Below are 22912 nucleotides of genomic sequence, written 5' to 3'. Positions count from 1 at the left end.
GCGGTCGACGGTACGGCGCTGCGGCGGTCAGTTCCGCCCGTGTTGGGCGGGCCGTCTTCCCGGCCCGCCCAACACGTCGACTCCGTCCTAGCCGGTGACGGTGAACGGTCGGGACACCTTCGTGGCCGACGTCCCGCCGGTCAGCGTGACGCTTGTCGCCCCGGGCTTCGCCCCTCCCGGAACGCTCACCGTCGCGCCCGCGATGACACCGTCACCGTTCGCGCGCACTGTGGTGACCGCGACGCCGTTGCCGAAGGCGATCGTGACCACCTCGTTCGGCACGAACCCGGAACCGTCGACGGTGATCGCCGTCGCGCGCGGCCCCGAGACCGTCAACAGCGCCACCCTCGGCTGGTAGGTCCGCGCCTGCGCCTGCTCGGTCACCTGGACGGTGGCCGTGGCCGGCGTACGGGAGGACGCGCCGGTCGCGGTGACCGCGTACCGACCGGGCTGCGCGCCCTCGGACGTCGGAACCGAGACTCGTACGGTTCCCTTCGCCGAGGCCGCGACCTTCGTGCTCCGGGCCGGGTCGGTGCCGACGTTGACGGTCACCTGCTCGCCGGCGGCGAACCCACTGCCGTCAACGGTGATCGCGCCGCCGGTCGCGACGCTGCCCGCCGAGGAGAGCGCGATCACCGGCTGCGATCCACCCCTCGCGACGGTGACGGTGAACGCCTTGGTGCTGCTGGACAGCGTGTCCCACGCGGTGACGTGCACCGTGTAGGTGCCCTCGCGGGAGTAGGTGTGCTGCCCGGTCATGGCACCGGACGCGTCGACCGTGACGTCCTGCGGGGCCGTGCCGTCACCCCACTGGACGCGGGCGCGGTAGCCCGTCGTACCGGGAACGCCGCCGGTCACCGAACCGAGGTTCGCCGTGAGGGCCTGCCCGGCGGTCGCCGTCTGGTCCTTCGGGGCGTCGGTGGTCAGCGCGGGGGCCGGCGTGCCGTCGTTGGCGACGGCGAACACGTGGATCCGGCCCGCCGAGCGGGGGTCGCCGGTCTGCGTCGGCAGGGTCACCGACACCAGCGTCTTGCCCGCCGGGATCTGGTACGGCGCGGTGGCGAACAGGAACGGCTGGGCACCGTCCCGGCTGGTGCCGTGCAGCCGGTACGCCGTCTTGGCGACGATGATGTTGCCGTAGGACGGGGTGCCGTTGGCGTTGCCGCCCAGCGTCCAGTCGCTGAACTGGATCGGGATGCCGGCCGTGGTGCCGTCGCTGAACGTCGCGGTGCCGGTGGTGCTCTGGTTGCCCTGCGTTCCGGCGCCGATGAACGAGACGGACCGGGCGTCGGCCGGCAGGTCGAGAACGACAGTCGCGCCGTTGCCGGTGGCGTTGTCCGGCTGCCCGGGCGGGATCACCGGCAGGGTGAACTGCAGTGCCGTTCCGGGGACCTGCTGCCGCTGGCCCTGGACCGCGCCGCCCGCCGTCAGGGCGGCCCGCGAGTACGCCCACGACTTGGCGTCGCAGTCGGCCGCGAGGACCCCTTCGTCACCGACGCAGACGGTGTCGAAGGCGGCGGTGAGGCCGGACGTCGGGGCGTACGCCACCTCGACGCCGACCGTCGCGGAACTCTGGCTCTCGCCGTCGGTCACCGTGACGCTGGCCTGGTGGTAGCCCGGCGTGGCGTAGGTGTGCGATCCACCGACGCTGTAGACGGCCCGCGAGCTGAGCGTCAGGGTGCCCTCGGTGACCGGCGTGCCGTCACCCCAGTCGATGGTGGCCCGGTAACCGTCGGCGGCGCCGCCGGTGACGGATGCCAGCGGCACCGAGACGGGCACACCGGAGTTGGCGTGCACGCTCCCGGCGGGGGTCACCGTGATGTCGCCGCCGCCGATGGCCAGGTCCCCACCGGCGAGCAGCTCGATCTCGGCGAGGTTGGTCTGCGCGGCGCCGACGGTCTTCGTCACGGCGAGCCGGAACTGCGCGAACTTACCCGGCTTGTCGATCGGGTACGGACGGGTCTGGTTGCGCCACCGGAACACCTGGTCGGTGCGGGTGTCCAGAGTGGTCCAGGTGATGCCGTCGTTGGAGCCCTGCAACCGCCAGTCCGCCGGGTCGCCGGCAGCGGCCCCGGACGTCACCGTGTAGTACGTCGGCCTCTGCTTGCCACCACGGTTGGTCCAGGTGATCTGCGGCGTCGCCGAGGTGAGGGTCAGCTGCGTGGTCGACGAGTCGTCGAACAGCTTGGACGCGTCCTGACCGCCGGTCGCGGTGGCGGTGCCCAGACCGGGGCCGGTGGTGTCCTGCAACGGCTTCGGCGCGTCCTCGCCCTTGGTCAGCGACGGGGGCGCGTCCTTCTTGCCGCTGCCCCAGGACGACGGGTTGGGGCCCATCTGAAAGTCGATGGTGCCGCCCTTGGCGAGCGTGGCCACGTCCAGCGACAGGCCGCGCTGCTTCTTGCCGTTGACCTTGACGTCCTGCACGTAGATGTTGCGCGTGCTGTTGGCCGGCGCGTTGACGACGATGTCACCGGTGGGGCGGCGCACCGTCATCCTGGTGAACTGCGGCGAACCGATGGTCCACTCGGCCGATCCGGCCTGCAACGGGTAGATGCCCAGCGAGCTGAGGATGTACCACGACGACATCTCGCCGTTGTCCTCGTCGCCCAGGTAGCCCTGGCCGATCTCGCTGCCGACGTAGAGGCGGCGCAGGATCTCGCGTACCGCCGCCTGCGTCTTGGCCGGCGCGCCGGCGAAGTTGTACATGTACGGGATGTGGTGCGAGGGCTGGTTGCTCATGCCCAGCTGACCCATCCGCACCGCGCGTGCCTCGATCATCTCGTGGATGATGCCGCCGTACCCGCCGGGCCGGTCGGCGTTCTCCGGGGTGGCGAAGAACGTGTCGAGCTTGTCCCGCAGCGCCTGCTGCCCGCCGTACAGGTTGGCGAGGCCCTGCCCGTCCTGCTGGGCGGTGAAGGCGAAGTTCCACCCGTTGGTCTCGGTGTAGACGCCACCCCAGTCCAGCGGATCGCCGGCGAGGAAGGTGCCGGCGGCGTCGCGGCCCTGGAACAGCTTCGTCTTCGGGTCGAACAGGTGGACGTAGTTGCGGGCCCGCTCCAGGAAGTAGCGGGACTCCTCCTTCAGCCGGGTGCGCTCCGACTTCGGCGTGGCCGGGTCCTTGGCCAGTGCCGCGGCCATGTTGCCGATGCCGTAGTCGTTGATGAAGCCCTCCAGCGCCCACGACACCGACTCGCCGGTGGAGGTGGGCGTGTAGCCGAGGAACAGGGAGGTCTCGATGCCCTTGCGGCCGACCGCGCTGCGCCCGGACGCGACCGTCGCGTCCTTGACCGCCGCGTCGTACGCCGCGAGCGGGTCGGGCAGCTTGACCCCGGTGAGGTACGCCTGGGCCAGTGCCACGTTGGCGCTGGTGCCGGTCATCAGGTCGGCGTACCCGGGAGACGACCAGCGGGCGATCCAGCCGCCGTCGCGGTAGTGCTGGACGAACCCGTCGGAGATCTTCGCGGCGACGTCCGGGTACAGCAGCGAGTAGGCGGGCCACACGGTGCGGTAGGTGTCCCAGAAGCCGTTGTTGACGTAGATCTGCCCGTCGACGATCTTCGCGCCGGTCTGGGTGGGCGTCGACGCGCCGGTGGGCGCGGAGACCGGGCTCGCGTACTGCCAGCGCGGGGCGGCGGCGGTGCCGGTGTTCTCCGACTGCGAGTTCGGGTAGAGGTTCAACCGGTACAGGTTGGAGTACATCGTGACGAGCTGCGATTCGTTGGCGCCACGCACCTCGACCCGACCGAGCCGGTCCTTCCACGCCGCCGTCGCGGCGGCGTGGACCTGGTCGAAGCTCCTGCCGGTGACCTCCAGGTCGAGGTTGCGGCGGGCCTGGTCGACGGAGAGGAACGACGTCGCGAGGCGCATCGTCACCTCCCGGTTCGCGGAGACGTCGAAGGTGGCCGACGTCGCGGCGGACGCCGTGGGCGCCCGGTCGAAGGCACCCGCCACGAACATGCGGCTACGGCCGGCGGACAGGCCGCTTCCGTTGTCGACCCAGCCGGTGAGCGTGCCGTCCGTGCCGATGGTGAACGTGCCGTTGTAGAAGACGAGACTGCCGGTCGACTGCCCGGTCGGGAAGGTGAACCGCATGATCCCGGCGTGGTCGGTCGGCGACATCTCCGCGACGAGGCCGTTCTGCAGCGTGACCCGGTAGAGGTCCGGCTGGGCGATCTCGTCGTCGTGGCTGAAGGCGAGCGCGCGGCTGGCCGGCTGACCGGTCAGGGAACCGCCGCCGACGACCGGCATCACCGACATCTGGTTGCGGTCACCCATCCACGGGCTTGGCTCGTGGGAGATCGCGAGGCCCTGCAACATGGGCAGGTTGGCCGCGTTGTTGATCCGGTGGTACTCGTACTCCCACGAGTTCGAGGTCGCGTCGGTGACCGGGGTGAAGAAGTTGAACCCGTTCGGCACAGCGGTGATCGGCAGGTTGTTGCCGCGCGAGAAACCGCTGGTCGAGTTGGTGCCGCGTCGGGTGTCGACATAGTTGGTCAGCTTCGAGCCGTCGATCGACGCCGGCGTGGCCGTCAGCTCGATGTCGTCGAGCCAGCCCTGGAACTGGGTGTCACCGGTGGCCTGCGGGTTGTCGTACGCGAGCAGGACGCGGTCGATCGTCTTGCCGCGCGCGACGGTGCCGAGGTCGGTCTGCACCAGGTTCCACTGGTCGGCGAAGAGCGCCTTCGACGCGCCCTGGCCGGCGGCGGTGAGCGAGTTGCCGTGCTGGTCGGCAGGCGAGCGTCCACTCAGGTAGCTGCCGTCGGTGAAGTGCAGGTCGACGGCGGCGTAGGTGGACGGGTACCGGGCGTTCCCGGCGGTGAACTCCGGGAAGATCTTGTACGACAGCCGGGTCTTCGGCCCCACCGGGACGTTGACGTCGAACAGCTTGTTGGTGGCGTACGAGCGGCCGTCGCCCTCGGCGCCGCCGGAGTAGCGCAGCGCGGCGAGACCGGTGAACCCGGCGTCCGGCTTGGTGGTGTAGCCGCCGTTCGGGCCGGCGGTGGCCTCGGTGACCATCGGGGTGGCCGGCGGATGGACGTCCGAGCCGTCGCCGACGTTCCAGTCGGCGAGTTGCAGCAGGTCGTCGCCGGAGTTCGCGGTGACGTTCAGCCGGTAGTACGCGTAGGCGGTGCTGTTGGTGACGCTGTAGCGGTTAGTGGCGAACCGGCCGCCGAACGTCTGACCGGTGCGCTTGTCCAGGTCGGTCCACGAGGTGCCGTCGGTCGACCCCTGCACGACGAAGTCCTTGGGGTCGCGGCTCGGCGCGTCGTTGGCCGAGGTCAGCGAGTAGCGCTTGACCGTCACCGGCTCGGCGAACCGGTAGGTCACCCAGCCGGTCGTCTGGAACACGAGCCACTTGGTCGACGAGTCGTCGTCGGCGAGGTTGGCGGCGATCTCGCGGGGCTGGTATTCGTCGCTCGCGGTCACCGCGCTGACCTGACCGAGCAGGCTGCCGGGCAGCGTGGTGACGGTGCCGCTCAGGTTCGCCTGGATCGGCTTACCGTTCGCGCCGACCTCCACAGTGCTGGTGGCGGGCTGCGGGTCGGCGGTCTCGAACGAGGAGCTGAAGTCGCCCGGCGTCGCGGAGGCGGGAGCGGCGTTGGCCAGGGGTGCGGCCACGAGCAGGCCCAGCGGCAGCAGGACGGCTGTGGTCGCGGCGACCAGGCGGGGAGACAGGGAGCGTGCAGGGGGGCTATGTGACATGGGGGACGGTGCCTTTCGACTCGAACCGGTCGAGTACGTCGAAGGTCGGGGCAGTGTGGAGCGTGCGGTGGCGCTGGTCAGGCCCTGACATCGTTGTCATGCCGGCTGGCGATCAACGAGGGTCGGGGCGGTGAACTGTTCGCTGATAGTTCCGGGCGCACCACGGCCCTGTCAACGGGTTGCCCGGAGCGAGGCGTACCGGGCCTCGACGCCGCACGGTGGCGGACGCCGAGGCCCGGCGGGACATCAGCAGTAGAGATTGGCTCCGGCCGACACACCGAGGATGCCGACGAACTGCTGGTACCTGGTGACGCGGCTCTGCACCTGGGCGGGGTTACCGCCGTTGCACTCGATCGAGCCGTTGATGCTGCGGATCGTCTGGCCGAACCCGGCCCCGGTGACCATCGCGTTGTGGGCGGTCATGGTGCCCGGCCCGTTCTGGGTCATCCAGTACCAGATCCCGGTCTTCCAGGCCACCGCGGCGTCGTTCTGCACCAGCCAGGGGTTGGTCAGCAGGGGCAGGTTGAGCGCGATACCGGCGGCGTTGTAGTTGAAGTTCCAGCTGAGCTGGATCGGCCCCCGCCCGTAGTAGGCCGCCTGTCCGGCCGGGCAGCCGTACGACTGGTTGGGGTCGCAGTAGTGCGGGTAGTTCGCCGTGTTCTGCTCGACGATGTGCACGAGCCCACCGGTCTCGTGGTAGACGTTCGCCAGGAAGGCCGCGGCCTCCTGGCGTTGCACTGTGGTGCTGCCGCTCTTCGCGAACGCCGGATAGGCGCTGAGCGCGGCGACGAGCCCGGAGTAGGTGTAGAAGGAGTTGCGACCCGGGAACATCTGGTTGAACTGGGCCTCGGTGACCACGAAGCCTCCCGGGTTGGTGGGCGGCGGGGTGGTCGGCGGTTGGCCACCACAGGTGTACGGCTCCCAGTACCAGGTGCTGACGACCGGGTCGTACCCGGGATTGTCGTGCTCGGCGACGTAGTAGAGACCGTTGGTGTACCGCACGATGGCTCCGGCGGCGTACCAGGTACCGGCGACCCAGTTCGGGTGGTTGCAGGTGCCGCCGGTGGGCGGTGTGGTGCCTCCCCCGCACGCTCCGAGGTCCTCCCAGACGCCTGTCGTCCCGGGTGGCGCCTCGTTCTGGGTCCACCATTTCGCCCGGTAGTTGCGGCCGTTGTGGGAGACCTGGGCGTCTCCCCAGTAGACGGCAGAGGCCTGCCACGATGCCGAGCAGGCCGCCGCCGACGCGGCGGTGGGCGGGATGACCGCGACGAACGTACCGGCGACGATCAGTGCCGCCAGCGCGACCAGCGCGCGCAGTCTCGTCATGTGCTCACTCCTTCCTGGAACTCCAACAACCGGAATCCAGCCTGATATCGATGGCAGTGACTGTAACATCTTCTGTTCACAGTCTTTACTGTTTCCCCTGACACCGGCCGAGGATGGCCACCAGGCGTCACGCTGACATCGACACCGGTATTTCCGACAGCTTTCCGGATCATGTCGCGACGGGTCGGACGCCAGGCGCGGTCGAGCCGCCGAGCAGACGACACCCAGCCAGTCAGACATGCAGCACAGGGGGCCGATCAACCGCCCACAGTGTCCCCTGACGCGTTCCGGAGCTATTCCGGAAGTTGTTGACGCGTTGGAATTCCCGCTGTAATACTCCGATCCATCGAGGTCAATGCGAGCCATGTCGGCCGGCATGACCTCCCCACTCATCCACACCCGTCCGGACCGTGCTGCCCAGGCATCCGGCCGGCCTGCGCGAAGGGGCACCAGATGAGCAGGCTCTTCCCCCGCACGGCCCTGTGGTCGAGGCGGTTGCGCGCGGCGCTCGCCGTCCTCGCCACCGCCGTCGCGATGTGCGGCGTCGTCCTCGCCGCCACCACGACCTCTTCGAGCGCCGCGACCTGCAACGGGTACGTCGGCCTCACCTTCGACGACGGCCCGACCGGCAGCACCGGCGCGCTGCTGAACGTGCTGCGCAGCAACGGCGTACGGGCCACCATGTTCAACGTCGGGCAGAACGTCCAGAACAACCGCTCGGCGGCGCAGGCACAGGTCTCCGCCGGCATGTGGGTCGCCAACCACAGCTGGAACCACGCGCACATGACCTCGATGAGTCAGTCGCAGATGCAGTCGGACCTGTCCCAGACCAACTCGGCGATCCAGTCGGCGACCGGCGTCCGGCCGCAGCTGTTCCGGCCGCCGTACGGGGAGACCAACTCCACCCTCCAGTCCGTCGCGTCCTCGCTCGGCATGCGCCAGGTGATCTGGGACGTGGACTCACAGGACTGGAACGGGGCCAGTGTCAGCCAGATCGTCTCCAACGCGAGCCGCCTGCAGGCCGGTCAGGTCATCCTCATGCACGACGGGATCCAGAACACCCGCGACGCGATTCCCCAGATCATGGCCAACCTGACCAGCCGCAACCTGTGCCCCGGCATGATTTCGCCGTCCACCGGCCGGGCCGTCGCGCCCGACGGCACGACCCCGCCGACCGATGGCGGCACCACCCCGCCGCCCGGCGGCGGTACCTGCACCGCGACGGCGACGACCACCAACGTCTGGGGCGACCGGTACAACACGTCGGTGACCGTCAGCGGCGCCAACACGTGGACGGTGGTCGTGGCCCTGACCTCTCCGCAGCGGGTCTCCACCATCTGGAACGGCACCGCCACCTGGGACAGCAGCGGCACCGTCATGACCATGAGGTCCAACGGCAGCGGCAACACCTTCGGCTTCACCACGATGACCAACGGCAACAGCGGCGCCCGTCCACAGATCCGCTCCTGCACCTCCGGCTGACACCGTCGGGGCGAGACGTGCGCGGCGGGTGCGCCCGGCACCCGCCGCGCACCGCGCACCCCATGACCTCGACCGGATGCCACTAACCTGCACCTCATGCGCCACACCCTCACGCCCGCTGACGACACACTGCACGGCCACTTCTCCCCCGACTTCCGACCGGTGCTCACCGTCGATCCCGGCGACACCGTCACCTACCGCACCCTGGACTGCTGGTGGTCGTCCGGCCCGTACCGCGGCGGAGCGAACCGGGACCGCCCCCGGGTCGCACAGCATCGCCCCGACCATGGACACGCGTTGGTCGGTCCGGTCGCGGTCCGCGGTGCGCGCGCCGGCCAAACCCTCGCGGTACGCATCGACGCGGTCGTCCCGGCCACCTGGGGGACGACTGTCGCCGGCGGTTGGCCGAGCGACTTCAACAAGCGGTACGGCGTCGAGGAACAACCGGTGGTACACGCCTGGACACTGGACCCGGCGACGATGACGGGCCGCAACCAGCACGGCCACACCGTCGCCCTGCGTCCCTTCATGGGGGTGCTCGGCATGCCGCCGGCCGAGCCGGGACGGCACTCGACGATCCCGCCGCGCCCCTGGGGCGGCAACCTGGACTGCAAGGACCTCACCGCCGGCAGCACACTGTTTCTGCCGATCCCGGTGGACGGCGCGCTCTTCTCGGTCGGCGACGGGCACGCCGCACAGGGCGACGGCGAGGTCGGGGGCACCGCCATCGAGTGCCCGATGGACGAGGTGACAGTGACCCTCGACGTCCGGGACGACTTCCCGCTCACCGGGCCGGTGGCGCGCACCCCGGACGCGTGGCTGACGTTGGGCGTCGGCGCGTCCCTCGACGACGCCACGTTCACGGCCCTGGAGTCGATGCTGGACCTGATGCAGCGGCTGCACGGGCTCAGCCGCGCGGACGCGGTGGCGCTGGCCAGCGTCACTGTCGACGTCCGGGTAACGCAGATCGTGAACCAGACCGTCGGCGCGCACGCCGTGCTGCGCGACGACGCGCTGGGCTGGCCGGGGCGGTGAGCACACGGGTCCGCGCCGACCAGCGCGAGCCGGTTCTGTCGGGGGCGGTCGTTAGCGTGTTCTCACTGTCGCCGCGCCGGCCACGTCGAGCCGGTCGCTGACCCCTCGGAGGCCCGACCATGTCCCAGGAGACGACCTACCTCGAACTGTCCGAAGTGGACGGTGCGCACAAGTTCTACGAGGTCATCGTCGACAACGCCACACTGACCGTGCGCTACGGCCGGATCGGCGACCAGGGTCAGGTCAAGGCCAGCGCCTACCCGGACAACGCCCGTGCCCGCGCGGCCGCGGCGAAGAAGATCGGGGAGAAGATCCGCAAGGGGTACGCGCCGGCCGTCCCGGGCGTCCGGCAGAAGCGCTCCGTCTCCCGGCGGCAGATCGTCAGCACCCGCTCGACCGCGCGCACCGCCCCGGTGCTCTGGCGCTACGACTCCGGCGCTCCCGCCTTCGGCATCTTCGTCGACGGGCAGCACTGCATGGTCGGCAACGAGCACGGCGTGATCACCACGCTCGACCACGATGCCCGGGTGCGCAGTCAGGTGCGCCTTCCCGACGGGGTGAAGTGCATCGTCGCCGACGACGCCTGGGTCTACGCCGGCTGCGACGACGGCAACGTCTACGACCTCTCCGGCAAGGTGCCCCGAGTGGCGTACGCGATCGCTCCCGAGATCGACATCTACTGGCTCGACATCCACGACGGTGTCCTGGGTGTCTCCGACGCCGACGGTGGGATCACCGCCGTCGACCACGAGGACGAGTTCCTGTGGCGCAGGCCCGGGCGGGGGCGCTCGGCCTGGATGGTGCGGTGTGACCGCGACGCGATCTACCACGGCCATTCCCAGGGCGTGACCGGCTACGAGTGGCGTACCGGCAGCGAGTTGTGGCACACCAGGACCGGCGCTGTGCTGTTCGGCTGGCAGGAGGACGGCAGTGTGTTCGCCGGGACGAGCACCCGTGAGGTGGTACGCCTGTCCAAGTCGGGTCGGCACGAGCGCACCTATCTCTGCGACGCCCCGGTGTTCTCCTGCGCGACCGCCGAGGGCGGCCGGTACGTCTTCGCCGGCGACAGCCAGTCCTCGATCTACTGCTTCGACGCGGACGGCACCCGGCTGTGGAAGCTCGGCACCGGCTGCGGCTCGGCGTACTCGATGCAGTACCACGACGATCGGCTCTACGTCGTCACCACCGGCGGCCATCTGGCCTGCATCGACGCGAGCGAGCCGGCGATCCGCGCCGCGCAGGCCGGTGACGTGCCCGAGGTGCGCGACATCAAGGCACCCCGCCAGGCGCCACGGCCGGCGCAGCCGACAGTCGTCGAGGTGACCAGCGACCTCGGCGGCGGCGTGGTGGTGCAGTGCCTGGACGATCGGGGCCGGTTGCGCGTCCAGGTGCTGTCCGACGGCTACCGACGGGACTGGTCGGTGCAGTTCCCGAAGGGCATCCGCGAGCCGGGTGCCCGCTACCTGGTGACCGAGGTCCGCGAGTCCAGCCGCGGCGGGTTCTACCGGGCGTTCGGCGACATCCGCCGCCTGGGTTGACCGTCACGGGTGATCGTGCCGTCCCGGCCGAGGGCCGCCCGGCTGAGGGCGGCACGGCTGAGGGCGGCACGGCTGAGGGCGGCACGGCACCGCCCTCGGCCGGGTGGCGGCAACCCCGCCACGCTGGGCGGCTGGCCCGTCCGCGCCCGGCCGGTCTGGGTAGCCTGGGGCCATGATCTTCATTACCGCCAAGTTCCGCATCCTGCCCGAGCACGCCGACCAGTGGCCGCAGATCGCCGCCGAGTTCACCGAGGCGACCCGGGCCGAGCCCGGTTGCCTGTGGTTCGACTGGTCGCGCAGCGTGGACGACCTGACCGAGTACGTGCTGGTCGAGGCCTTCCGCGACGGCGAGGCCGGCGGGGCTCACGTGCAGTCGGCGCACTTCCGCAAGGCGCAGGAGACTCTGCCGCCGCACCTGGCCGAGACCCCGCGCATCGTGAACGCCACAGTGCCGCAGGACGACTGGTCGCTGCTCGGCGAGATGGCCGTCCCCGAGGGCCGCTGACCGGATCAGGTCCTCGGGAAGCCGTCGGCGGGTCCGTCGCCGACCCGCCGACAGCAGCACCGCACCGCCGACAGGAGCACCGCCCCGCCGGCGGCGGAAACGACCTGCCGACAGCAGCGCCGTCGCGCCGACAGCGGGGCCGACCTGCGGTCAGCGCAGCCGGCGGGCGGTGAACCTGGCCGGCGGGTCGGCGATCACGTCCTGCGCCGCGACGAGCTGGATCTCCCGGGTGCCCGCCGCGACTGTCGCTTCGAGCACGGCGAAGACGGAAGCGATGGTGCGTTCCAACGCGACAGCGGGTGAGCCAGTCGTCCAGAGGTGCGCGAGGTACAACGCCGCCGTGACGTCGCCACCGCCGTTCGGGTTGATCGGCAGCAGCGGTGTGGTCACCGCCCAGGCACCCTCGTCCGAGACGGCTACCACCTCCAGCGAGTCCGACGGCAGGTCGCCGTGCAGCACGCTGGTCACCAGGACGTGCCGCGGGCCGGTCGCGCGTACGACGTCGACCGCGTCGAGCACCTCCGCCAACGAGGTCGTCGTACGCCCGGCGAGGAAGTCGAGTTCGAAGTGGTTCGGCGTGATGATGTCGGCACGCGGCACGACGGTGTCGCGCAGGTACTCCGGGATACCCGGGCGGACGAACATCCCGCGGCCGGCGTCGCCCATCACCGGATCGCAGCAGTAGACAGCTGCGGGGTTGAGAGCCTTGACCTTCTCGACCGCGTCCAGGATCACCGCCCCCATGGCCGGGTCACCCTGGTAGCCGGACAACACCGCGTCCGCGCCGCCGAGGACCCCACGGTCGGTGATGCCCGCGATCACCTCGGCCACGTCGGCCGCCGCCAGCATCGGTCCGCGCCACGCGCCGTACCCGGTGTGGTTGGAGAAGTGCACGGTCAGGACCGGCCAGACCTCGTGCCCGAGCCGTTGCAGGGGAAACACCGCCGCCGAGTTGCCGACGTGACCGTAGGCGACCGACGACTGGATGGACAGGATCTTCACCGGCCCATCATGGCCGCCGCTGCGGTGATCGCATGCGCGGCCCGCCGATTCTGTCGGCTGGCCCACTCACCGCCCACCCGTCGGTGCCGGCACGAGCGGGCGGCCCGGACACTGTCGTCCGGGCCGCCCGAGTGGTCGTACGGTCAGCCGCCGAGGCTCGCCGCCGCCGAGGCGATCGACGAGGCGAAGTAGCTCACCTGGGTGTAGACGCCCGGGTAGTTGGGTCGGGCGCAGCCGTTGCCCCAGCTGACGATGCCGACCTGGATCCAGGCGTTGGAGGCGTCGCGACGGAACATCGGGCCACCCGAGTCACCCTGGCAGGTGTCCGTGCCACCGCTGGCGTAGCCGGCGCAGATCTCCTGGGCGGGGATGAGGTCGCCACCGTAGTTGGCGTTGCAGACGGAGTCACTCACGAACGGGACGGTCGCCTTGAGCAGGTACCGCTGCTGCCCGCCACCCTCGCGGGCGGCGCCCCACCCGGCGACGGTGAAGGTGCCGCTGTCGTAGGCGGTCGTGCTGGCGATCGGCAGCGTGCTCAGCCCGGTGACCGGGCTGGCCAGGCGGATCAGCGCCCAGTCCCGGCCGGCCCCGTTGTAGCCGGGGGCGCGGTAGACGTAGTTCGACCGGACGGTGATCCGGCTGGACGACTGGAGGTCCACCGCCCCGAGCGTCGCGGTGATGCTGGTGTTGGTGCCGGTCGCGCCCACGCAGTGAGCCGCGGTGAGCACCAGCCGGGAGCTGTACAGGGCCCCGCCGCATCCCATCGAGAGTCGAACCATGAACGGGAACTCGCCCTGGGCGGCCCGGGTGCCGCCGACGACGTTCGGCGTCATGGGGTTGTCGGCCGCGGCGGCCGGCGCGGTGAGGGTGAGGCTGGCCGCGGTCACCGCGGCCAACGCGGTGGCCAGCAGGCCAGTGAGGGTACGCCAGCGAACCATGCATTCCTCCGCATCAGGATGGCACGCCTCGTGAGCGCACCGGCATTCGAGATAGCGGTCATCATATTGATGTCTTTGGATCTAGCGCGTCATCCTCTCTGGGTCGTACCACCGGCGCTATGGACCTCGGCAGACGCACCGCGCAGGTCCGGTCGGACAGCTCGGCCGCGCACGCTCGTCATCCGCCCGGCGTGCCGGTGCTCTCTCGTCGGACGAGCCGGAACGGCGTCTGCACTGTCAGCGGCGCCGCAACCGCCGTGCCCTCGATGCGGGCGACGAGTCGGCGTACCGCGAGACGGCCGATCTCCCGCTTGTCCGGCGCGATGGTGGTGAGAGTCGGCGTACCGAAGCGTCCCTCCTCGATGTCGTCGATCCCGACCACGGCGACGTCCTCCGGCACCCGGAGACCGGCCTCGGCCAACGTCCGCAGCGCGCCGATGGCGACCAGGTCGTTGTAACCGAACACCGCGTCGGGCGGGTCGCCGAGGGCGAGCAGGTCACGCATCGCACGCTTGCCGTCGAGTCGGCCGAACGCGTCGGTGCGGGCGACCAACCGGGGGCGGTACGGCAGGCCGGCGGCGACGAGCGCCTCCCGGTAGCCGCGTACCCGCAGGTGCGCCGACTGCCGGTCACCGCCGGGCGTGGCGCCGATGAACGCGATCCGTCGGCGGCCGATCGCCACGAGGTGCTGGATCGCCGCGTGACTGGCGGCGACGTTGTCGATGGCGATGTGGTCGTACGGTACGTCGGAGACGCCCTCACCGATCAGCACGAGCGGAGTGTCAGCGGTCCGGGCGAGCACCTCCTCGCGGCCGATCCGCACCGGACTGAGGATCAGGCCGTCGATGATGTGTCGCCGGGTCCCGTCGAGGAGGGCCAGCTCGGCCTTCCGGTCGGCGGCGGTGTTCTCCATGACGAGCGTGTAGCCGAGCGCGGCGGCCTCGGAGATGGCGATCTCGGCGAGTTCGGCGAAGTAGGGGTTGTTCAGTTCCGGGATGGCCAGGGCGATCAGCCCGGTACGCCCCCGTCGGAGGTGCCGGGCACCCAGGTTGGGGCTGTACCCGAGTTCGTCGATCGCCTGCTGCACACGCTGCCGGGTCCGCTCCCCCACCGGCCGGTACCCGTTGACCACGTTCGAGACGGTGGCCAGCGACACCCCGGCGCGCTGGGCGATGTCTTTGAGGTTGACGCCCATCCACCGACCCTTCTCGTGGGGACCGCCGGACCCGAGACATCGACCAACAAGGATTGACGGGAGGGCCGGTGCGGCTCTATAACGTTATACAGGCGATGACGGATGTCAATATGCCCACCATCTGACGCGCGGAGACCACACCGACGCCCGTTCGTCGTCAACCACCACCCGATGCCCACCGCCCACGCGCTTCGGGCTTGGCTGCACCGCCCGCGGCGACTCGCCCCACGGAGACGGCATGACACGTCAGGTCCCCATCCGCCCCACCCTGCCGCTGCTGCTCATCCTCACCCTGGTCGCCGGCATCCTCGCCGCACCAGCCGCGCCGGCGCACGCCGCACCGGCCAAGACGCCACCACTGACCACCCCCTGGACCGGCCAGGCCCTGGCCGGTACGCCGCTGCCCGAGTACCCACGACCGCAGATGACGCGACCGGACTGGCTCAACCTCAACGGCGAGTGGCAGCTGCGCCAGTCGGCCACCGACGACGCCCCGCAGTTCGGCACCAACCTGCCCGAGCGGGTGAACGTGCCCTTCCCGGTGGAGAGCGCGCTGTCCGGCATCCAGCGGGCCGCCAACGACAACCGCAACTACCTGTTCTACCGGCGCACGGTCACCATCCCCGCGAACTGGTCGGGTCGCCGCACCCTGCTGCACTTCGGCGCCGTCGACTGGCAGAGCACCGTCTGGGTCAACGGCATCCGGGTCGGCGCGCACACCGGCGGCTACGACGCCTTCACCTTCGACGTGACCCCCCAGCTCACCACCGGCACGAACGAGATCGTCGTCAAGGTCTGGGATCCCACCGACACCCGTCAGAACGGCAGCCTGCCGGCCATCGGCAAGCAGACCAAGACACCCAGCGGGATCTTCTACACCCCGAGTTCGGGAATCTGGCAGACGGTGTGGCTGGAGCCGGTGCCCACGGCCTCCATCAGCAGCGTTGACGTCTACCCGAACCTGGGCAACAACACAGTGCGGGTGCGGGTCTTCACCAGGGGCACCGTGAGCGGCCACAGCGTGCTCGCCGAGGCGCTGAACGGCAGCACCGTGGTCGGAACGGCCACCGGCGGCTTCACCGACTTCAGCGTGCCGGTGCCCAACGCCCGCCGCTGGTCGCCCGACGACCCGTTCCTCTACAACCTGCGGATCACCCTGCGCAACTCCGGAAACGCGACAGTGGACCGGACCACGCACTACTTCGGCATGCGGGAGATCAGCACCGGTCTGGTGAACGGGGTGCTGCGCCCCAAGCTCAACGGCCAGTTCGTGTTCCAGGTCGGCACCCTCGACCAGGGCTACTGGCCGGACGGCCTCTACACCGCGCCGACCGACGCCGCCCTCGCCTTCGACCTGCAGAAGCACAAGGACCTCGGCTTCAACATGGTGCGCAAGCACATCAAGGTCGAACCGCAGCGCTGGTTCTACCACGCGGACCGGCTCGGTCTGCTGGTCTGGCAGGACATCCCGTCGTTGACCGCCCAGGACATCAACCCCACCGACGCCCAGCAGGCCCAGTTCGAGGCGGAGGCACGCGAGATCGTCGACGAGCACCGCAGCTCGCCCGCCGTGGTCGCGTACACGCCGTACAACGAGGGCTGGGGCGAGCGATCCCTCGCCGACACCCGGCGGGTCGCGCAGAACATCAAGAACCAGGACCCGACACGGCTGGTCAACCCCCACAGCGGTCACAACTGCTGCCAGTCCCTCGGCAACCCCGGCAACGGCGACATCGACGACTGGCACGTCTACCTCGGGCCCGACTCCCCCGTGCCGTCGAGCAGCCGGATCGCCGTCCTCGGTGAGTTCGGCGGGCTGGGCCTGCACACCCCCGGTCACGAGTACAGCCCGAGCGGCAGCTTCTTCGCCTACGAGTGGCAGACCAACTCGACGGCTCTCACCGACAGATACGTGGGACTGGTGCAGGGCAGCCAGAACCTGATGCTCGGCAAGGGACTCAGCGCCTCGGTCTACACCGAGATCACCGACCTGGAGGGCGAGCTGAACGGCTTCCTCACCTACGACCGGCAGGTGGTCAAGATGGATCAGGCGCGGGTCCGAGCCGCCAACACCGCCCTGATCAACGCCTCGAAGACCATCGGCAGCTCGGCGCCCGTGGCCCTGCCGGTGAACACCCGACGGTCATTGCAGGTGACGACGCCCGGCTACACCAACAGGTACCTGCGTCACCAGGACAGTCTGGCCTTCACCGAGGTCGTCGACGCCGCGAGCTCCAGCCTGCTCAAGGCCGACGCCACGTACACCGTCCGGACCGGTCTGGCCGACGCTGGCTGCTACTCGTTCGAGTCGGTCAACTTCCCCGGGCAGTACCTACGCCACCAGAACTCCCGGGTCCGCAACTCGCCCGACGACGGCTCGACGTTGATGCGCGCCGACGCCACCTGGTGTGCGCGTGTGGGGCTGACCGGCGCGGGGGTCTCGCTGGAGTCGTACAACTTCCGGGGTAGGTACCTGCGGCACTACAACTCGGAGATCTGGCTCAGCAACGGCGCGGGCGGTGACGCGTACAACACGCCGACGTTGTGGACCGCCGACAGCACCTGGAACGTCACCACACCCTGGGCACCCTGACCCCGTACGCGGGAAGGTCGTCACGACAGGACGTCGAGGGGGCCTCCGGCCTGGCCGGAGGCCCCTCGACGCGGGTGTCATCGTCGAGCGCCCACTGTCGGGAGCGCGACGACGCGGCGACGTCACCGGTCGACAGGAAGATCGTTCTTCCGGTCATGAGGGAGAGCGGCACGTCGAACCCACAGTCCGTCATGGTCGGCTGCCCACCCCTGACGTCGGAGGGCCCGCAGGCCTGGGTTGACTGACGACACAAGGACCAACTCGCAAGTTGCAGACCGCCGTGTTCACCTGGCCGTTGCAACCCGCATTATGTCGCGCATTAAATAGACGTAGACCTATCTTGACTTGTGCAGCCGCTCAGCGCACCGTAAAGAGCCATAGGCAGATGTGCGCCATTATCGGCCCAACTGAACGTGGATCGTCGAATGGGGACGCTGCCGGTTTCGCGCCGCGTGCATCAGGAGGCGTTCCATGCGGTTGAATCCGTTCACCGGGACCTATCTCACCGATCCGGCAAGCATCTGGCGGCGCATTCTCGACGATCCTGACGGGGCGCACTACGCCGAGGATCTGGGCCTGTGGTTGATCAGCCGGCACGCCGACGTCCGGCGGGCCCTCGCCGACGTGACGACCTTCGCCAACACTCTCACCCTCGCCCCGGTCTACGAGGTCTGCCCGGAGGCGTTGAGCGTGCTCATGCAGATCGACGCGCCCCCCACGACGGCCGCCGCGGACCCGCCGGTGCACCCGCGAACCCGTCGGGCCCTCCGCGCGACCTTCGCGAACACCGCCGAGCGGGTCGAGGCCGACTACGGCGCGATCGTCCGGCGCAGGGTCGACCAACTGGTGTCCCGGCTCGCCGCCCGCCAGGGCGACCAGGTCGACCTGATCCCGGAGTTCGCCACCGAACTTCCCCTGCTGGTGGTCCTGGACATCCTCGGCGTGCCCGACGCCGACATCGGACGGATCAGGAGGTGGGCCGACGGCCAGATCGCCCTCGTGTGGGGGCAACCCGACCCGGCCGAGCAGGTACGCCTGGCACGGGACCTGCTGGAGTTCTGGCACTACTGCGAGGAGCTCGTCCGGCAGCGCGTGGCCGGCGGACACGAGGGCGACGACTTCATCAGCCGCGCCCTGTCGTACCGCGACGACGACGACACGGTGCTGACGGTGTCCGAGGTGGCGAGCCTCGCCTTCAATCTTCTGGTCGCCGGCCACGAGACCACCGCCGGGCTGCTCGCGCACGCCCTCGACCAGGCGCTGTCCACCCCGCAGCACTGGTCGACGCTGACCACGGACCCGAAAGCCGCCGCCGCGTTCGTGAACGAGACCCTCCGGTTCGCGCCCGCCATCGACGGCTGGCTCCGGGTGACCAGCCGCGAGGTCACCGTGGGGACGGTGACGATTCCCGCCGGGGCGCGTTGCCTGCTGTTGATCGGAGCCGCGAACCGCGACCCCGCGGTGTTCGCCCACCCCGACCAGTTCCACCCACACCGGGTGGACGCGGGCAATCACCTGTCGTTCGGCCACGGACCACATTTCTGCATCGGAGCGGGATTGGCGAAACTGGAGGCCGAGATCGCCCTCACCCGGCTCGCCGGCGCCATTCCCGGCCTTCGTCTGTCGACCGAGCAGCAGCGCTCGTACAAGCCGAACGTCGCATTCCGTGCGCACCGCACGCTGCTCGCGACAATCGACACCCGCACGCCTGCCGACATCCCGGCGGCGCGCGACGAGGTGGCTGCCGAAGCGCACGCCGCGTGACATGGGCGAGCGTCAGCACATCGGACCGAGGGCGCGGCGGGCACCGTTGCCCGCCCCCGGGCACACGCAACAGGTCCGGCACGCATCCTTCACGCTTTGCCTCACGATCGATGTCGGCGAACGTCTTCACACTGATCGGTTCCTGGGATAAGAATTGCCCTCTATGAATGTTCAGCTCATCCGCCAATCCCGATCTGGCGTCCGCTGCTGATTCCCGTAGCCACGAAGGTGAGCGCATGGAGCACACGTCCCCGTCGAGCTCTGCTCACTCCGCGGCCAGCCAACGGTTCCGGTGGGAACTGCGCGACTGCCGGGTCCGGCGCGGCCTGACCCAGCGCGCCCTGGCGGATCTGGTGCGGTTCAGCCGGGAGACGGTCGCGGCGGTCGAGTCGGGTCGACGGTTCGGCAGTCACGAGTTCGCGCTGCGCTGCGACGACGTGCTCGGTACCGGTGGACGGCTCGCGGCCCTCTGGCCGCAGGTGGCGGCCGAACAGTTGGCGGCCGACGGCCGGCGGGGACCCCGCGACTCGCAACCACCTCACCAGCAGCGGCGGGTGCCACGCCAACGTGATCGGCGCGACGCCCGTGACCCGGGTGCCGTGGTCGACGCGATCGACGAGCTGCGTGAGCTGATCGGCCAGGTGCTCAACACCCCAGCCGACCCGGGCGAGCCCAGCGACGCGCAGCGACGACAGACACCGGGGGGCACGATGCCGGCCTCCGACCACCACGACGACCAGCGCTGACCCCACGGATCCAGCTCCGTCTCTCGGCGTCACCGGTTGCTGACGTTGGGTACAGATGCTGGTACGGGCAGTTTGTACCACGGCCAGGTCTGGTCTACGAGCGCGGCTTCCGGCCGAATGGGACTTGCATTCGGCAACGTGCGGATAGACCGTCATCGACGAGTCGTGGGAGTCAATCTTGGCGTCGAGCACCCGGTCCCACGCGGCCAGACCCTACCCGACCCGCCGACGCGGTTGGAAGATTGCCGGCCGGATGCGCCTCATCGTCGCGGCACCGCTCGTCGCCGTCATCGGCTTCGCCGGGCTCGCGCTGACCGAGAGCGCCCGCCAGACGGCCCGTGCCAGCGACCTTCGGATCCTCGCCCAGGTCGGCGCCGAGGCCGGCGATCTTGCCTACCGCCTGCAACGCGAGCGCATCGCCGCCGCCGACCTGCTCACCTACGGCGCGCCGGAGCAGCAGGACGCCTTCAGCGTGGAGATGACCGCCACCGACGACGCGGTCGGCCGCTACCGCGCGCAGCGTGAGCGGCTGACCGCCGACACCGACGCCAACCGGGACCTCCTGCGCCGCATCGACGCGGCCCTGGACGGCCTCGCCCCGCTGCGCACCCAGGTACGCACGGCGACGCACGCATCGGTGTCGGCGATGACCTTCAGCTACCGCATCGCGATCGCCGATCTGATCAATTTCCGGGAAGCCGTCTCGCACGGCGTGGTCGACGCCCGGCTCGCCGACGGGATCCGCGCCTCGGCGGCACTGTCGAAGACCGCCGAGGCGATCGGTCAGCAGCAGGTCGCCGTGCTGCGGACCGTCGCGGGCGGTGAGCTGACCCCGGCCATGCAGCAGGACATCACCGCCGCCCGTACCAGCTACACCGAGTCGAGCCTGTCGTTCCTGGCCCTGGCCCCACCCGAATGGAGCAGCTGGTGGGAGCAGGCCGGCACCGGCAAGGAGGCGCTCGCCCTACAACGCATGCAGGACGAGGTGTCCCGCGCCCAGCCGGGCTCACGGCTGCAACTGGAGACCGGCAGCTGGGTGTCCACCACGCAGACGCGTGCCGCCCGCCTGGCCGACCTGCGGGCACGGGTCGACGCCGCGGTCCGTGACGACGTGCGGGCCGCGCACGCCGACCAGCGCCGCCGAGCCGTCGCCGAGGCCGTCGGCGTCCTCCTGGCACTGATCCTCACCGCGCTGGTGACCTGGGTCGTCGCCCGGCAGATCACCCGGCGCCTGCGTCGCCTGCGGGACGCCGCGAACGCTGTCGCGTTCGAGCAGCTCCCCGCTGTGGTGGCCCAGCTCCAGCAACCGGGCAGCGCCGCCGTCGACCCGGACAAACTGGCCCGCCAGCAGTCCTCCGCCGCGCTCGAACCGTCCAGCGACGACGAGATCGGCGAACTGGGCCAGGCGTTCAGCGCCGTCCACCAGGCCGCCGTACGGACCGCCGCCGAGCAGGCCGTCATGCGCGCCAACACCGCCGACATCTTCATCCACCTGAGCCGCCGCGAACAACGCCTCGTCGATGCCGTCCTGGCACAGGTCGACCTGGTCGAACGGGACGAGACCGACCCCGACCGGCTCCACCAGCTGTACACGCTGGACAACCTGGCGACCCGGATGGGGCGGATCAACGCGAGCCTGCTGGTGCTCGGCGGCGTCGGCGTAGGCCGCGTACGCCAACGCGACGTCCCCCTGCAACAGGTGCTCCAGGCGGCGCTGTCCCAGATCGAGCACTACGCGCGGATCCGGCTCGGCATGATCGACGGGGACGTCGCCGTGGCGGCGAAGACCGTCGACGAGGTCGTGCACCTGCTCGCCGAACTCATGGACAACGCGACGACGTACTCACCGCCGGGCAGTGAGACGTGGGTGAGCGGCCGGAGCCTGGGCGACCGCGTCATCATCCAGATCAGCGACGAGGGCGTCGGGCTGTCGCCCCAGCGGATGCAGCAGCTCAACGAGTTGTTGGCCCGCCCACCCGCCATCGACGTGGCCGCCGTACGGGCGATGGGGCTGGTCGTGGTGGGTCAGCTCGCACAACGCCTGGGCGCCACCGTCCAGCTGCGACGCGGCCCTCGACGCGGCACCCTCGCCGAGGCGACGCTTCCCGCGGCGATCATCCGGTCGCTGCCGCCGGAGGAGTACCTTCTCGCCCCCGGACGGCTCTCCCGGAGGGCGGCCCGCACGACCGGCGCCCCGCCGCCGTACCAGCCGCGGCCCGAGCCCACCGCCGGGCACCCACCGGCCGAGCGGACCCTGCCCGCTGCCCCGGTGTTCCGAGCGTCACCCCCGCCCCCGGACCGGGGGGACGCGCCCACCGAGGAGCTCCTCATCTTCGAGCAGGTCAACCACTGGTTCCAGAGCGACGTCGTCGAGGGCCACGAGACCCGGGAATGGTCCAGCCCCGCCGACGACGCCTGGCGCACCGCCGCCCAGGCGACCACCCCCGACGTCATTACGACCACCACCTCGGGCCTGCCCAAACGGCAGCCGCAGCGGCATCTCGTGCCCGGTGGCGTGACCGTCCCCCAGCAGCAGCAGAGATCCGAGTACCGCGACCCGGCCCAGGTGGCGACAGCGATGGCCGCGTACGCGCGGGGTGTGGCGAACCGACGGCGCACCCCGATCAACCTCGGCAACACATGACGCGACAGGAGAGCACGTGAGCGACCAACAGGATCTCGGCTGGCTGCTGGACAATTTCGCGGCGCGTGCCAGCGAGGTCAGCCATGCGATCGCCATCTCCAGTGACGGGCTGATGGTGGCCGCCACCCGCGACCTGCCGCCGGACCGGGCCGACCAGTTGGCCGCGACGGGTAGTGGGCTCGTCAGCCTGCTGCGCGGGGCGGCGGCCTTCTTCGACGCCGGCGCGGTGATCTCCAACGTCACGCAGCTCGAGGGCGGATTCATGTTCTCGATGGCCTTCAACGACGGTGCCTCGCTGCTGGTGCTCGCCGCGCCGGAGTGCGACGTCGGCAAGGTCTCCTACGAGATGACCGAGCTGGCCAACCGCATTGGCGACGCCCTCACCCCCGCGGCCCGGGCGGCACTCGCCCGTAGCCGCTGACAACCCCGGCGCCCCCACGC

Annotated in this window: 14 protein-coding genes; 9 read left to right on the top strand and 5 right to left on the bottom strand. The window is 70.3% G+C overall.

Translation table 11 applies throughout. From position 1 onward, the window contains the following. Positions 1-87 precede the first annotated feature (87 nt). Positions 88-5703, bottom strand: a complete 5616-nt coding sequence (locus O3438_RS02910) for a GH92 family glycosyl hydrolase (protein ID WP_269678441.1) — start codon at positions 5701-5703, stop codon at positions 88-90. 246 nt (positions 5704-5949) lie between these two features. Next, positions 5950-7029, bottom strand: a complete 1080-nt coding sequence (locus tag O3438_RS02905) for a glycoside hydrolase family 19 protein (RefSeq protein WP_269678440.1) — start codon at positions 7027-7029, stop codon at positions 5950-5952. Positions 7030-7482: 453 nt separating this feature from the next. Between O3438_RS02905 and O3438_RS02900 the strand changes: the two genes are divergently transcribed. From O3438_RS02900 to O3438_RS02885, 4 genes are all read left to right on the top strand, one after another. Then, positions 7483-8511 carry a polysaccharide deacetylase family protein gene (locus O3438_RS02900; protein WP_269678439.1) on the top strand — a complete coding sequence of 343 codons (1029 nt, stop codon included), beginning with the start codon at positions 7483-7485 and terminating at the stop codon, positions 8509-8511. A gap of 96 nt (positions 8512-8607) precedes the next feature. Beyond that, entirely contained in the window at positions 8608-9546 is a 939-nt protein-coding gene (locus O3438_RS02895) for an acetamidase/formamidase family protein (RefSeq protein WP_269678438.1), read from the top strand. Positions 9547-9665: 119 nt separating this feature from the next. Further along, entirely contained in the window at positions 9666-11084 is a 1419-nt protein-coding gene (locus tag O3438_RS02890; RefSeq protein ID WP_269678437.1) for a WGR domain-containing protein, read from the top strand. A gap of 172 nt (positions 11085-11256) precedes the next feature. Further along, a complete protein-coding gene (locus O3438_RS02885) occupies positions 11257-11589 on the top strand; it encodes a putative quinol monooxygenase (protein ID WP_269678436.1) in 333 nt (110 codons plus the stop codon). A gap of 150 nt (positions 11590-11739) precedes the next feature. On the opposite strand, the gene pdxY is transcribed toward O3438_RS02885, so the two are convergent. From pdxY to O3438_RS02870, 3 genes are all read right to left on the bottom strand, one after another. Further along, on the bottom strand, positions 11740-12591 hold the full coding sequence (gene pdxY, locus O3438_RS02880) for a pyridoxal kinase PdxY (protein WP_269678435.1): 852 nt from the start codon (positions 12589-12591) through the stop codon (positions 11740-11742). A gap of 143 nt (positions 12592-12734) precedes the next feature. Continuing rightward, positions 12735-13529, bottom strand: a complete 795-nt coding sequence (locus O3438_RS02875) for a S1 family peptidase (RefSeq protein ID WP_269678434.1) — start codon at positions 13527-13529, stop codon at positions 12735-12737. Between the two features lie 178 nt (positions 13530-13707). Beyond that, positions 13708-14724 carry a LacI family DNA-binding transcriptional regulator gene (locus O3438_RS02870; protein WP_269678433.1) on the bottom strand — a complete coding sequence of 339 codons (1017 nt, stop codon included), beginning with the start codon at positions 14722-14724 and terminating at the stop codon, positions 13708-13710. 238 nt (positions 14725-14962) lie between these two features. Between O3438_RS02870 and O3438_RS02865 the strand changes: the two genes are divergently transcribed. The 5 genes from O3438_RS02865 (at position 14963) to O3438_RS02845 (ending at position 22892) form a co-directional block, all read left to right on the top strand. Continuing rightward, entirely contained in the window at positions 14963-17317 is a 2355-nt protein-coding gene (locus O3438_RS02865) for an AbfB domain-containing protein (protein WP_269678432.1), read from the top strand. A 471-nt stretch (positions 17318-17788) separates the two neighbouring features. Next, positions 17789-19081 (top strand): cytochrome P450, encoded by a 1293-nt coding sequence (locus tag O3438_RS02860; RefSeq protein ID WP_269678431.1) that lies wholly within the window; start codon positions 17789-17791, stop codon positions 19079-19081. 236 nt (positions 19082-19317) lie between these two features. Beyond that, positions 19318-19827 (top strand): helix-turn-helix transcriptional regulator, encoded by a 510-nt coding sequence (locus O3438_RS02855; RefSeq protein ID WP_269678430.1) that lies wholly within the window; start codon positions 19318-19320, stop codon positions 19825-19827. Positions 19828-20080: 253 nt separating this feature from the next. Further along, entirely contained in the window at positions 20081-22471 is a 2391-nt protein-coding gene (locus O3438_RS02850) for a sensor histidine kinase (RefSeq protein WP_269678429.1), read from the top strand. Positions 22472-22487: 16 nt separating this feature from the next. Then, positions 22488-22892 (top strand): roadblock/LC7 domain-containing protein, encoded by a 405-nt coding sequence (locus O3438_RS02845; RefSeq protein ID WP_088989969.1) that lies wholly within the window; start codon positions 22488-22490, stop codon positions 22890-22892. Positions 22893-22912 lie beyond the last annotated feature (20 nt).

Source organism: Micromonospora sp. WMMC250, from assembly GCF_027460215.1.
GTDB lineage: Bacteria > Actinomycetota > Actinomycetes > Mycobacteriales > Micromonosporaceae > Micromonospora > Micromonospora taraxaci.
This window is presented reverse-complemented; position numbering and strand designations above follow the sequence as displayed.

Excerpts from the sequence above, each read along its gene's own strand:
- O3438_RS02885 (WP_269678436.1), top strand. The coding sequence starts at position 11,257 with ATGATCTTCATTACCGCCAAGTTCCGCATCCTGCCCGAGCACGCCGAC.
- O3438_RS02905 (WP_269678440.1), bottom strand. The coding sequence starts at position 7,029 with ATGACGAGACTGCGCGCGCTGGTCGCGCTGGCGGCACTGATCGTCGCC.
- O3438_RS02865 (WP_269678432.1), top strand. The coding sequence starts at position 14,963 with ATGACACGTCAGGTCCCCATCCGCCCCACCCTGCCGCTGCTGCTCATC.
- O3438_RS02900 (WP_269678439.1), top strand. The coding sequence starts at position 7,483 with ATGAGCAGGCTCTTCCCCCGCACGGCCCTGTGGTCGAGGCGGTTGCGC.
- O3438_RS02850 (WP_269678429.1), top strand. The coding sequence starts at position 20,081 with ATGCGCCTCATCGTCGCGGCACCGCTCGTCGCCGTCATCGGCTTCGCC.
- O3438_RS02870 (WP_269678433.1), bottom strand. The coding sequence starts at position 14,724 with ATGGGCGTCAACCTCAAAGACATCGCCCAGCGCGCCGGGGTGTCGCTG.
- O3438_RS02860 (WP_269678431.1), top strand. The coding sequence starts at position 17,789 with ATGCGGTTGAATCCGTTCACCGGGACCTATCTCACCGATCCGGCAAGC.
- O3438_RS02875 (WP_269678434.1), bottom strand. The coding sequence starts at position 13,529 with ATGGTTCGCTGGCGTACCCTCACTGGCCTGCTGGCCACCGCGTTGGCC.
- O3438_RS02910 (WP_269678441.1), bottom strand. The coding sequence starts at position 5,703 with ATGTCACATAGCCCCCCTGCACGCTCCCTGTCTCCCCGCCTGGTCGCC.
- O3438_RS02890 (WP_269678437.1), top strand. The coding sequence starts at position 9,666 with ATGTCCCAGGAGACGACCTACCTCGAACTGTCCGAAGTGGACGGTGCG.
- O3438_RS02855 (WP_269678430.1), top strand. The coding sequence starts at position 19,318 with ATGGAGCACACGTCCCCGTCGAGCTCTGCTCACTCCGCGGCCAGCCAA.
- O3438_RS02895 (WP_269678438.1), top strand. The coding sequence starts at position 8,608 with ATGCGCCACACCCTCACGCCCGCTGACGACACACTGCACGGCCACTTC.